Source organism: Marinobacter sp. MBR-105, from assembly GCF_053628895.1.
In genome coordinates this window covers 88,358-101,186 of the sequence record NZ_JBRJHG010000014.1, presented here as the reverse complement: position 1 = coordinate 101,186, position 12,829 = coordinate 88,358, and the positions used below count along the sequence as shown (strand labels likewise).

Here is a 12,829-nt window from a genome sequence, read left to right as displayed (position 1 = left end):
TTGCTGGCGCACCCCGATGGTGCGCCCTCTCATCCTTTGAATCCGGCAATTGCTACCTCCCTTCAGGTTTTGACCAGTCCGCCGGTTCAGGCCCGCTCTTTGCTTAGCTTCCTTCTGAAAGCAGGTATGTTTGCACCACATCGTTGTAGTGCAGGCATGCAGTACCGATTGAGGAAGGCGCGCTATGACTTTACGCAGTGATTCCATGAACCTTTCATCCGATGAGCGGGGCTGGTTGCCCTGGTTTGGGGCCACAGGTAAGTTGCGGATGGGATGGTCCTGTTTTTTGAACCGCCAGCAATATGCAACGAATGAAGAGATATTCGAGAGCATCGCGAAAACCCGTCGCGAAGCGCTGATTAACTGGGCAAATGGCAAGTGGGCCTTCCTTGAGGGGCTTGCGGCACGGCTTGAGGGTAGCGAAGAGGATAGCATTTCAGAGGTGCTGGATTCGGCCGTTACGCGCCTCCGGGAAATCTCCGAGCTTTTCGTTGTGAGAGAAGATGGCTCTGTTGTCGCCTCGACGGTGACCGGCAGAACCGGAGCCGCAGGTCTCATGCCCGCGGCCGTGCAACGAGGGGTGAGAGAGCGGTTTCTCCACGGGCCCTACAGTGATCCGGTCACCTTGCAGCTTGGTGCCACAACCTCCAGGTTTCATGACGATGTCACGCTGATGTTCTACCAGCCGGTCGCTCTCGCTGGCAATCAGGCAGCGGCAGTCTGTGCCCGGGTTCCGAACGATGTCATGAGTGACCTGATTCAGCGCGAAGCCGGGCACATTTTTGAAGAGTCCGGCGACAACTACATTTTCATGATCGACAGTCAGTTTGATCCGTCGATCAGACCGGGAGTTGCCTTGTCGCGCTCGCGGTTTGAAGACGCCACCTTCAGTCACGGTGACAACCTCAAAGACGGAATCCGTACGGGCTTCGGTACAGTACGGATTCGGGAACACACCGAGTTCGAAATACGTTTCACCGACCCGGCTACGGGGCAGTTGCACCCAGGGGTACGCGAAACCATGGCCCGCGGTGAAAACCTCTACGTTAAGTACCCCGGCTATTCCGACTATCGCCACATACCGGTGATTGGCAAAGGCGTGACCTTCCAGTTACCCGGGTCTCCTGATCGTTGGGGCATGATGTGTGAAGGCGACCTGGAGGAGGTGTATCGGAAACGTTCGGTCAGCTATCGACTGACGGCGCGGCTCGGGGTCCTTATGGCGCTTATCTGGGCAGCAAACGTAGCGGTTTCGGCAAGCGGTGCTCCCCTGTGGCTGGAAGCCTCCGTGAACGCGATGGTTGCGCTCCTGGGGCTTGTCATCTTCCGGGCAAGTTCCGCCAAACCATTGGCAGATAGCCTGTCATCACTTGCGGATGTCATACGAAACATTGCCGAAGGAGGCGGGAATCTGCGCCAGCGTCTCGATGTCGGCAAGACCAAGCGGGATGAGAGCGGGGATCTCGCGCGCTGGATGAACAGCTTTCTGGATACCCTCGACGGCATGGTGGGGCAGGTCATCAGTCTTGCGGGTGAATCCCGCTCCGCCAGTGAACACCTTGTGGGTCAGAACCGCCAGGCGGATGAAAAGATTCAGCAGGTGGTACACGACATAGAGCAGATGCTGAAGGGCGCAGATCTGCAGCAGAACGAAATCGAAAATGCCTCGACCACAGCGCAGGAAATGCGAGTAAGTATGGAAGATGTGGTGGCTCGCGCCAAAGATCAGTTTGCCCGTGTCAGCCGTGAAACCGAGAGCATTCGCGACGTTATCGTGCGTTCGGCCGAGGGTATCCGCGCCGCGAGTGAACGCACGGATGAGATCGGCAAGGCGGCTGAAATGATCAACGACATTGCAGCCCAGACCAATCTGCTAGCGCTCAATGCGGCCATAGAAGCGGCTCGGGCCGGTGAGGCAGGGCGAGGATTTGCAGTCGTCGCCGACGAGGTCCGGCAACTGGCCAGCAGGACAGCCCAGGCCACGACGGAAATTGATGAGCGCCTGTATCGGGTGCGGGAAGAAACTCAGCGCGCCGTAACCACGATGGAAGACGGCATGGCAGAAATGGAGACCCGTCTGGCTCAGGCCCGGGCAGCGTCGGATGACAACGCAGAGCTGCATCACATGGTCGACAAGCTCTTCCGGGCGATCTCGGGCATTGCGGAAACTAACGCTGTTCAGAGTGCCCAGACCAGTGGCGTTGCTGACAGCGTAAGCTTCATGACCGCGGTGATCGCGGGGTTGACCGCAAGTTCTGAGATGACGCACGTGTCGGCAAACAAGCTGAAAAATCTGACCGGTCAGTTTCAGGTGAGCAATGCCTGAAAGAGAGTGGCCGGGGCGCTTCGGCCCCGGCCAATCGGTGGGCCCAGGAATCAATTCGTCAAAAGCGTTTCATACACCTCTGCCAAAAGGGCGCCGTCCAGCAGGGACAACAGTCGGTTGTGTGATACGGAGACGCCAGACCACGTCTGGTTCCAGCTGCCGGTACAACCATAGGTGATCAGGGTGGTGTTGTGGTGGGCGTAGTCCAGGCAACGACCGCTTCCCTCATTCCGCAACTGCTGGTTTTCCTCATTGTATTGCCAGCGCTGGTTGGCATTATCGGCCTGGCATAAAGTCAGTCCGAGTCTGCCGTTGACAGGCGTCAGGCATTCCCAGGGGGTAGCCGTTGGATGGATCCGGCCTTTCAGGTCCATGGTCCAACGGGGCGTACTGGCAAGATCCTGAGGCAGCGGCGTGAGAGCCACATAGCCATCTTCATCAAGGTTGCTATCGAAGAACAGGTTGTTGCCGCGAATGACGTCACCGCTGGGGACCAGATCATCGGTCGAGTCAATCAAGCCGTTTTCGGTGAGGGCGCGAAGCAGCCGGCTCCGGGTTTCCGACACTGTCACGTTGGCGCGCCGGGCCTGTTCGAGAATGACGGCAATCTCTCGGGTTGCCTCGTCCTGTTCCTTCAGTTGTTCAAGGCGCTGCCAGGCTTCTGTCGACAATTCATCCCGCAATTCAGTATCGGTATAGCTTGCAACCAGCGTCGCAAGTTCACCGTTCATCACCGCGAATTGAGTGGCATCCAACGCCATCAACGACACTTCAATCTCGGCTATTTCGCGTGCGCGCAGCTGTTGATAGCCAATGTCCTGGCCTACTATGCCGACCGGAGGCAGGTCGGGTATGGATCCGTCAAAGCTTGTTTGTGTCAGGGTCTGGATATTGCCCTCCCGACGACAGAGCAAGCTGGCGCTGGTCGGCCTGAAATCCGCGTGCAGATTGAAATGCAGCTGATTGACACTGCTGGCATTGTGTCGGTCCGAGGCCACGGACACCTGCTTTTTATTGCCTTCGGCGTTGCTGACTTCCACCCAGCAAAGGTCGCCGCCAGCGCTCAGGTCTGGCTTCGACAGTTCAAATACGTTGCCGTAGTTGCCGTGGAAAACCGGGTAAATGACAGCGGCTGTTCCATCGGGATCGTAGCCACCGAGGATAGTGGCCACCGGAACGCCAACCTCTACCGGTGCAGGGTGTGAACTGCTGAAGTTCTCATACTGCCCCGTGGTTGTGTTCCACTTCTTGTAACCTGAAGGGAAACTGGTATCCGGTACTGGTAGCCGTGCCACATCGTTCTGGATTATGCGGGCGGAGTAGCCGGTGTAATGCGTGTAGACCGAGAAAGGCCCACCGTCTGAACCGCCAGACATGGCGTCGCGCTTGAAATTGTAGGCGCCTGATTCATCCACACCGAACAGGTTGGCGCGCATACGATCCCGGTGTGCGATGTAGCCCCAGCCACTGTCGGCATGGTGTACTGCCCAGCGGCCGTCCTCGGTCAGACCCTGGCCTGGGTAGTGCCCCAGCCCGTAGGCGTGCCCCCACTCGTGACTGGCCTCGTTACCCCAGGTGGCGTAGAGCGTTCCGATGCCGTTACCGCCGCTCAGCCCGTGGGACACCCTGCCATTCTGATACATGCCCCAGGCGTGGTGGTTGGTAATCTGTTTGAATACGTGGGGGTGGCTCTGGTTCATGTGATTGCTGGTATAGCCAAAGTTGGCCATGTTGATACCAACACTGACCTGTGACTTGGCCACATTCTCACGCATATCGCCGCTATAGACACCGCCCTCAGCCTGGCTTGCGCCATCTGCCTCTTTGTCGTAAATGACACCTGATCTGATGATGACGCGGTCAAGTACCGCGTCGGCATAGCTGCCCATGACCAATCGCGATACAGGCATGGTCTGGAAGTAGTCGGTGGCGGCCATGATTGGGTCACGAAGAGTGTAGTGTCCGTTTTCCTGGCCTGGTTCGGTAAGCATACCCAGCCGAATACTCTGGAAAACAATCTGAGAGGCTTCGCCAATGTCGATATTGCCAGCGGGGAGGTCCCCAAAGACTGAGGTGTCCGAATCGCGATCGGCAACAAAGCGAAGGGACATTCCGTTCCTGATCGTGTCCCAAGGCAGCCGGATCGACCAGGCCTGTGTGGAATACTGAACTTCCCGGGAACCGGTCACATCGGATTCAGGCAAAGCATTGGGGTGTGCCATGGCCAGGGTCATGAGCGGTTCGCCGTGAAGACTCACTTCCACATCAACGGTTGTCGGGTTGAGGCCAGGTTGGGGAACAAACAACAACAGGGCATCCCTGAGCGCCGTGATTCTCGGCATGTATTTGCTCTGGGTTTCGTCAACCTGATTGCGCTCGAAATTGTTGGCTGGAGCGACCGAGTGAGTTTGCACAAACTGGACTTCACCCTTGAGTTCGCCGCCGGAGAGGTCGTTCCTGAGTCCTCTTTTATTACCTTCGAAATCCTGTGAGTAGAAATCCCGCGCAGCAGTTGGCAGGTAGGCTGCGGTATGTTCAACCTGAAGTGAACCAGACAGCGTGACGGTTTGCTTGCCATTGGTTGCCTGGATGGAAACTGGCACCTTTGCAGAAACGTCATCAGCCTCAGGGTTTCCGGTTATTTCGCCAGTGGCCGGATCGATGGAGGCCCATTCCGGGAGTTGTTTGGCCTGATACGTGATATCCCCGGAGAGTGTGTTGATTTCGGCCCGGAACACATAGCTTGTCGCTGCAACCGCATTGGGCAGGTTAAGGGTGCGACTGGTGGAAGTGGACCTATCGCCTCCGTCTGAAGAACTGCTACCGCAGCCAGCAAGCAATAGTCCGGTTAATCCAAGTACAACGGTTTTGCTCGAAAACATCTTGAATCCCTGTGAGTTTTCCTGTTTTTCATCTTTTTACAATTCCGGCGGGGATTCTGAGGTTTGTCCTGGATTCCGGACAGCGGTTGTTTGTAATAAAACTGTAACAATATTGAGTCCATCACAGTTAGGTCTGTGATGGTTGGTTTGAGGAGGGAGTCTATGGTAGGCGATTGAGGGGCTGGATGGCTGTTGTAAGGGGCGGAGCCCCGGAATCCGTTTCGGGTTCCGGGGAAGACGCGCAGGCTCTTGATCAGAGCCCGTAAGAACGCGAAATGGTGTCTATCTCACCGCTTTCCTGCATGGCCTGGTAGGCTGTATTCAGGGCTTTGATCAAGTCGGGATCAGAGTCCTTGTTAATGGCCAGATACATCGGGGTTTCGCGGAAAACAAGAACTGCCTCAAGGCCGGTCACGTCGGAGGCATCGGCGGCCAGGTAGGGGCCTGCCAGGCCATCGGCCACCCATAGATCGATCTGATCCTGTTCCAGCCGCTTGGCATTCAGTCCATTGTTGGTGATGGCGGAAACGTCGAATCCTTTGTCTTCCAGGTATCCCGTCATCACATCGCCCTTGTAGCCACCGATACGGTAATCACGGGCATCCTCAAGATCGTCCAGTTTGATGCTGGAGCCGGGCTTGGCAAACAGGGTCCACTTGATGCTGGAGAGTGGTCCCACCCATTCAAAGAAAGGCTCCCGCTCGTCTGTCTTGGATACGCAGTAGATACCGTGGTCTTCGTGCCGTTGGGCGCGGTTCATGCCATAGCTGAGGTCACGCAGTTTGATGCTGTAGTCGACCTTGGCATTCTCAAGAACAGCTTTGAGCACATCGGTGCAGAGGCCGGTGATTTCGGATTCTGAATGGGCAAAGGGCTGACCGTTGGTGGTCATGTTATAAGGAGGATACTGTTCGGTGTAAACGCGCAATTGCTCGGAAGCAGTGGCACAGCCTGCCAGAACCAGCATGGCGGCGAGAAGTCCGAGTTTCCCTTTCATGAGGATGCTCCGTTTTCGGTTGAGAATTTGGGAGCTCACTATGATATTCAACAGGTGTTCAATGAGGCAGCTCGGATTCCTCTGCTTTACATTTGTGTCTTTCAGTGGTTGCGGTTAGTTAACGTTGTGTCCTGAGTGATTCAGGCCGCAACAATACGGTTTCTCCCTGCGTCTTTTGCTTCGTAGAGCCGTCCATCCACAGTGGCCAGAAATTCGGTTAGTGAATCATTCTGCGACGGAATAATGGTACCGATACCCATGCTGAGTGTTACCAACTGGCTCGCCGAATTATCTGCATGGGGAATCTGTTCACGAAGCAGCTCACTGATGCATCGCTCCGCCACTCTCACGGCGGCATCGGCATCGCTTTCCGGCAGAACAATGACGAACTCTTCGCCACCGAATCGTCCCACAAAGTCTTTGGGGCGTTTAATGGTTTTTGCTAGCACGGAGCTAACCCGTCGCAGGCATTCGTCGCCCTGAATGTGGCCATATAAATCGTTGTATTGTTTGAAATGGTCGATATCGAGAAGAATCAGTGATAACGGCTGACGGTTGCGCTGTGCGCTGAGCCAGGTGTCTTCAATAACGGTGTCGAACATCCGTCGATTGGACAAACCGGTCAGGCCATCCTTGAATGAGTACTCTTCGAGTTTCTTCTGAAGGGCTATCAGCTTCTCCTCGGTTTTCTTGCGTTCGCTGATGTCGAACATGAAGCCGATCAGGGCTTCTACTTCGCCACTGTCATCGCGAACAACATGCACGACGTCACGTATCCAGACATAGTGACCGTCCAGATGCAGAGCGCGGTAGTCTGCTTCATGATCGACGCCGCACTCCGATTGTTTGACGCAGAAATTGACGACCCACTCCTGATCCTCCGGATGCATACGGGTGGCCCAGTCTTCGACACTTTTCCAGCTATCCTGGGGCCAGCCCAGCAATGCATCTATCTGCGGGCCGATGTATTCGAACGCCATGGTCTGCCAGTTGATTTTCCATGGAATCGCCTTTGTGGATTCCAGCAGAGCCTTGTAGACAGAGCTGTCCGGCGTCATTTCGATGGATTGTTCTGGCATGTCTGGTTCCCCCGGAGATGTGCGCGGGCTACGGTCTGATATGTCGAGTATGTCATGACTTTGCGGCTAGAATACTGCTTTTATGTCACTAACAGTGATCTTTCGCAACTGACAAGACAAGGAAACGTCCATTGGAAGCATTACTCTTTCTCGTTATCGGAGCTGGCGTGCTGCTGGTGCCTTTGGGCTCACTTCTGGGCTTTCTGGCGTTCCGGCAAAGAGACCGTCACGCCTCCCGGGTCGAGGATCTGGCTCGGGAAGTCGCCGACCTCCGGGCAGAGGTTTCCAGGCTTCGCGATACCGGGGTTTCTCTGCCGGATCCGGTGACGCCGGCCACCCCGGATGTGCCGGCGGATGTCGGGTACGTGCGGGAGCCAGCAAGTTCGGTGGCAGAAACGACAGACGCAGAGACATCTCGGGAGCCGGCCGCGGAAGACACAGCAATTGCCGTTCCCGTGAATCGGTCGGATGCTCTGGTATCCCGTGGCGTGGCGGCATTCAAAGCCAACTGGATGGTCTGGATTGGCGCGCTGAGTGTCAGTCTTGCCGGGATCTTTATGGTGAGCCATTCGATTTCCGCCGGACTTATCGGACCAGTGCATCAGTTGCTGATGGCGTTGTTGACCGGGTTGGGGCTGCATGCAGGCGCGGAATATTTTCGTCGGCGTCACATGGGGTCGGATCAGGTCTTTGCAGCACTGGCCGGCGGTGGCAGTGTCACACTCTATGCAGCCTTGTTGGCGGGCGTTCATCATTATGGATTGATCGGGCCCGTACCGGCGCTTTTCGCGCTGGCACTGGTTTCCGTCGCGACCATGTTTCTGGCGCTTGTGCATGGCCCATTGCTGGCCATTATGGGGCTATCGGGTGCTTATCTGGTGCCGCTGCTGGTCGGGGGTGAGGGCGGAAGTGCCGTCTTTGTGCTGAGTTACAGCGTTGTGATCACCGTCAGTTCCCTGCTGTTGATGCAGTATGTCTACCGTCCCTGGCTTTGGTTTGGCACCCTGGCCGGCGCCGGACTCTGGTGGCTTCTGGTTGCCGTTAGTGGACGCCACGGCCTGGCGGTGTCCTGTTATCTTCCCGTGCTTTTCCTGTTGTTTTCGGTCTTACCCGGAGATGGCCTGCTTCCCCTGCAGCGTCGAAGAGACGCCTTGCTGGCAACATTGTTGGCCTGGGGAGCGTCTATTACCTGGCAATCGACGGATGATCCCGCTTTTCTGGCGTGGCTATGGATGCTACCGGTCGCCGTATTGTTGCCCCAAAGCCGGCAGCGACTGTGGTTTTTGCCCTGGGCCGCGGTGTTGGCCACGTTTGCCGGCTGGCTTGTGTATTCTGCCGATCTGAGTCAGGACGTTCTGTTCAGGCCGTTGGCACAGAGTTTCCATCAGCCCTTCATCACCTATCTGATTCTTGCCTCTGTGCTGGTGGTATTGAGCGTCCTCTGGCAGTGGCGTACGCAGCTGGAGCTGAGGCGGTGGGCGTCGCTGGCGATGCTGGCGCCCGTTATCTGGCTGTTACTGGGTTGGTTGCTTGTTCAGGGCGGGCAGGCTGCAGGCAACTGGGCGTTGGTCGCGCTCCTGGCGGCGGCGGTCTATGGTGTCGTTGCCTGGCGCTTGGAGCACTCGCCAGGTTATCGCGTTGGCCTGGTCTGGGCGATACTGGCTGCCCACGCGTGCTATTCCATGGCGGTTGCCATGTGGTTGCAGGAAGCGTCAATGACATTGGCACTGGCCACTCAGTTCGTCAGCCTGGTCTGGCTTGGACGCCGATACCAGGCGCCCGAGCTGTTCCTGATTCTCAAGGTTTTACTGGCCATTGTGGTGGCGAGACTGACCTTCAATCCATGGTTGCAGAGCTACGATGCGGGTGGGCATTGGTCCCTTTGGACATACGGAGGGGCCACGCTGTTTGCTGGCGCTGCTACCTGGCTGGCCAGAAAGGAGGTGATTCGGCCCTGGCTGGAAGCTGTCACCTTGCATCTGCTGGTTCTGTTCCTGGGCGTGGAGCTTCGTTACTGGCTATACAATGGTGATATTTTTGCGCGGGAATATGGCGTCACCGAGGCGTCAATCAATACCGTGCTCTGGGGCGCTTTGAGCATCGTCTACGTTTTCCGGTCCAGGGTCGCGGGAACGCTGGGGTGGCTTTACCGGTTGCTGGCGAGGGCACTGACGGTGATCGCTGTTCTGAGTTATCTCGTTGTTGCCGTGGTGCACAACCCCTGGTGGACCGACGGCACTATTGGCAGTACTCCGGTATTCAATCTGCTGTTGCTGGCGTATGGCGCGCCGGTCCTTCTGGCTCTGGCCAGCGCTCGATACTCCGATCTTGTGCCCGTTCGCTGGTCTCTTTGTACGGCTGCAGTGGCTTTCGGGGTGTTCACTTTGCTCGAAATCCGGCATCTGTGGCAGGGCAGTGCGATGACTCTGTCCAGTGGAATGGGGGAGGGCGAGCTCTATACCTACTCGGTGATTGGTATGCTCTACTCGATTGCCGCGATCCTTTGGTCCACACGTAACCAGAGCGAACTGCTGCACAAGGCAGGAATGATTCTGCTTGGTCTGGTCATCGGCAAGATCTTTCTGGTGGATATGGCCGGGCTGCAGGGACTGTGGCGGGTTGCTGCCTTTATGGGGCTGGGGCTGGCGCTGCTTGGCCTGGCGTGGATGTACCGGCGAACCTCCGGCTCCGGGAAGGCGTCAGAATCCTGAGACCGTTGATCGGGATTTTGGCGTTGCCCATGACCGGTGTTCGCTATACAGTTAACAAACACTCACTTAATTCTGGCAGTAGATGAGGAAATCCAGGTGACAGAACTCGTAACTTACGAACTGAACGACGGCATTGCCACCATTACCGTGAACAATGGCAAGGCTAATGCTCTGAGCCATGAGGTATTTGACGCGCTGAATGCCGCGCTGGATCAGGCAGAGCAGGATAAGGCCATTGTCATTCTCACGGGGCAGCCGGGGATGTTTTCCGGCGGCTATGATCTCAAGGAAATGCAGAAAGGCCCGAAAGAGGCCATGGCGCTGGTTAAGGTGGGCTCTACGTTTACCCGTCGTCTGGCTGCATTTCCGCTGCCGGTTATTGCCGCGTGCAGTGGCCACGCCATCGCCAAGGGCGCGTTCGTTCTGCTTTCAGTGGATTATCGAATCGGGGTAGAGGGTGGCTTCAAGCTGGGCCTGAATGAAGTGGCCATTGGTATGACCATGCACCATGCGGGCATTGAGATTGCGCGCCATCGTATGCCGGCCCCTTACTTCTACCGCTCGGTGGTAAACGCTGAGATCTTTAACCCGGAAACGGCTATCGCGGCCGGCTTCCTGGATGAAATTGTGGCGCCGGAACAGTTGGCGGAGCGCGCCAAAGCGGTGGCAACGCAAATGAAGCAACTGAACATGCGCGCCCACAAGCAAACCAAGCTCAAAACCAAGGCCGCTTATCTGGAGAAGCTGGACTGGTGCATTGAGCAGGATGCAGCCCACTTCGACGTACTGGGCTGATCCCTGACGGGGCCACCTGTCTGGTGGCTCCTGTCGCTTCAGTTGGTTTCCCGGTAGTTCACCAGATCGTAACGCTTCTGGTAACTGCCGTTTTCTCCCGCACACAGCAATCCCGCCTGGACCGGGCAGCCCTGATCGTCAAGCATCAAGGTGCCGATATTGCGGTCACTGGTCAGGAAGAAGTCGCTGTCTTCCGGCAGCAGGTAACGTTCCTGGTTTTTGCCCAGTAACTCGCCGATCCTGTTGATGGCCCTCAAGCCGATATTCTCACCCATGGGTACGTTGTTGCAGGCGCTGCTGCAGATCTGCCAGAGCACGGGCCCCTGGCTGGTTTGACGTCTTCGGGCAAAGGCGTAGTGTACGTCGCCAGAGAAAACCACCACATGCTCAACACCGGGTAACTGACAGCAGGATGATTTCAGAGCCTCGAGCGATGCCGTGTCAGCACTCCAGGGTTCCCGATCCAGAGTGCGTTTGAACATGGGAAAATTCAGCTGCAGGTATTCGATATGACTGAATCCGTAGGTGGGGGTCGGTGAGACCACAATCAGCGTGCGACATTGATGAAACCCGGAGAGTCGCTGGCCCAGTTGCTGGATCTGCTGATCAGACATCAGGCCAAGCGAGTGTTTGCCTCGCTTGCTGAATTCCCGGTGCGTGCGGGTATCCAGCACCGCCACCGGCGGTGTCTGTTCCAGTTCGTAGCCCCAGTACCGCTCAAGCAACCAGTCCCATTCTTTGTGGTCGGCTGGCGTATTCTGTTCGAGAAGTGTTTTGAGTTTTGCCACTTCGGACTTCACCAGAGAGGGCTGATTGCCCCAGTGCTGGCAGAGGAAGTAAGTCTGCAGAGCGTTGATCAGCACATACCGGCCAATGGGCGTGGTGCTCAGTTGCCGGGCGTTCTGTTTCGAGATGTTCCAGTCGTCGGTTACTTCATGGTCATCAAAGATCATGTAGGTCACCGTGTTGGCGAGCAGTTGGCGGACCTCCGAACGGGCCAGATGTGCAAAGCCAGACAGATTACGGTGGTCTTCTGCGTGTTGTCGCTCCGTGTAGACATATTGCACCGGCGGGTTCCGGCCATCCCGGGTATTGGCGGGCTGTTTGGCAAGCCGTGGCTTGAGTTCGTCGTGGCCCGCGAAGTCGAGGCCAAACTGGTGTCCGGCGCCTGAGAAGGCAAACAGGTACATGCTCAGATATTCGGCACGGGTCAGCAGGTGAGAGCTTTTGGCGCTGGAGCTGAATCCGTAGGGGCTTCGGGTTACCCAGTGCCGGTCATCCAGTTTCGACAGCCGGTGCAGGTCTTTGCCCGCCGGCAGGTTTTTCAGATCGTCGGCCAGTCCAAGGTGTTTCTGCAGCTTGCCCAGATAATCCAGCAGCAAGGGTGACACATCGTCGGCGTAGATCTGGTCGCCGGTCAGAAACAGCTGGCTTGGCCGGCTCTCCTCGCGCAGATTCTCCGCCAGCAAACGGGCGCCCCGGGCGAGTTGGTCCGGCTTTTTGTCTTGCCCCGGGGAGTGAGGACGCCGGCAGGAGGCCTGAATGAAATGCCGATGCTCCCGGGGCAGGTAAACACTGGGCAGCTTGTCCGTGCCAGGGCAAAGTGTCGCCAGCAGCTGGCTGTCTCCAAAGGGCTCGCCATCCAGTACTATTTCGTAGAAGAGCTCATTGGTTTGGTGATAAGGCTCGGCGTTGTCGAGGGGAAGGTCCGTCGACAGCATGCAGATATAGCAGTTATCGCCTGCTGGTATGAACTCGGCGTCGCAGTCTCTGGTAACTGGTGATGCTCTGGCATCATCCAGATAGGTATTCAGTTGAATGCTCTCGGGACGCTGGTCTAATACCAGCCATAGGTTGAGCATGGTGCGATTGGAGTGGCGTACGATAGGGCCGCAGACGATCATTGGAAACTCCTTTCCGGTATGTGAATCCTTTCGGGGGTAATGCCCGCTTTGTTGTTGTCATTAAAACGTGCAGTATATCTGATCAAATTAACCGCAGGGATCGCAAACGCAGTGTTTATGCTGCCTGTGATCGCA

The 12,829-nt window shown here is 56.7% G+C and carries 7 protein-coding genes; 3 read left to right on the top strand and 4 right to left on the bottom strand.

Translation table 11 applies throughout. The features are described 5' to 3' along the window. Window positions 1–184: 184 nt before the first annotated feature. Entirely contained in the window at window positions 185–2,326 is a 2,142-nt protein-coding gene (locus tag ACSSVV_RS15955; RefSeq protein ID WP_023009173.1) for a methyl-accepting chemotaxis protein, read from the top strand. 50 nt (window positions 2,327–2,376) lie between these two features. On the opposite strand, the gene ACSSVV_RS15950 is transcribed toward ACSSVV_RS15955, so the two are convergent. From ACSSVV_RS15950 to ACSSVV_RS15940, 3 genes are all read right to left on the bottom strand, one after another. Next, window positions 2,377–5,208, bottom strand: coding sequence for a M66 family metalloprotease (locus tag ACSSVV_RS15950; protein ID WP_454106541.1), 2,832 nt, complete (start codon window positions 5,206–5,208; stop codon window positions 2,377–2,379). A 253-nt stretch (window positions 5,209–5,461) separates the two neighbouring features. Beyond that, window positions 5,462–6,205, bottom strand: coding sequence for a substrate-binding periplasmic protein (locus ACSSVV_RS15945; RefSeq protein ID WP_023009171.1), 744 nt, complete (start codon window positions 6,203–6,205; stop codon window positions 5,462–5,464). Window positions 6,206–6,345: 140 nt separating this feature from the next. Next, window positions 6,346–7,284: a sensor domain-containing diguanylate cyclase gene (locus ACSSVV_RS15940; RefSeq protein ID WP_454106539.1), complete on the bottom strand. Its 939-nt coding sequence runs from the start codon at window positions 7,282–7,284 to the stop codon at window positions 6,346–6,348. A 131-nt stretch (window positions 7,285–7,415) separates the two neighbouring features. On the opposite strand from ACSSVV_RS15940, the gene ACSSVV_RS15935 reads away from it, so the two are divergent. Continuing rightward, window positions 7,416–9,995: a DUF2339 domain-containing protein gene (locus ACSSVV_RS15935; RefSeq protein ID WP_454106538.1), complete on the top strand. Its 2,580-nt coding sequence runs from the start codon at window positions 7,416–7,418 to the stop codon at window positions 9,993–9,995. A gap of 96 nt (window positions 9,996–10,091) precedes the next feature. After that, window positions 10,092–10,790, top strand: coding sequence for a crotonase/enoyl-CoA hydratase family protein (locus ACSSVV_RS15930; RefSeq protein ID WP_022991508.1), 699 nt, complete (start codon window positions 10,092–10,094; stop codon window positions 10,788–10,790). A 38-nt stretch (window positions 10,791–10,828) separates the two neighbouring features. Here ACSSVV_RS15930 and ACSSVV_RS15925 read toward each other — a convergent pair whose 3' ends face one another. Beyond that, window positions 10,829–12,694 carry an alkaline phosphatase D family protein gene (locus tag ACSSVV_RS15925; protein WP_222196887.1) on the bottom strand — a complete coding sequence of 622 codons (1,866 nt, stop codon included), beginning with the start codon at window positions 12,692–12,694 and terminating at the stop codon, window positions 10,829–10,831. Window positions 12,695–12,829: the final 135 nt, after the last annotated feature.

Excerpts from the sequence above, each read along its gene's own strand:
- ACSSVV_RS15940 (WP_454106539.1), bottom strand. The coding sequence starts at position 7,284 with ATGCCAGAACAATCCATCGAAATGACGCCGGACAGCTCTGTCTACAAG.
- ACSSVV_RS15945 (WP_023009171.1), bottom strand. The coding sequence starts at position 6,205 with ATGAAAGGGAAACTCGGACTTCTCGCCGCCATGCTGGTTCTGGCAGGC.
- ACSSVV_RS15950 (WP_454106541.1), bottom strand. The coding sequence starts at position 5,208 with ATGTTTTCGAGCAAAACCGTTGTACTTGGATTAACCGGACTATTGCTT.
- ACSSVV_RS15925 (WP_222196887.1), bottom strand. The coding sequence starts at position 12,694 with ATGATCGTCTGCGGCCCTATCGTACGCCACTCCAATCGCACCATGCTC.
- ACSSVV_RS15955 (WP_023009173.1), top strand. The coding sequence starts at position 185 with ATGACTTTACGCAGTGATTCCATGAACCTTTCATCCGATGAGCGGGGC.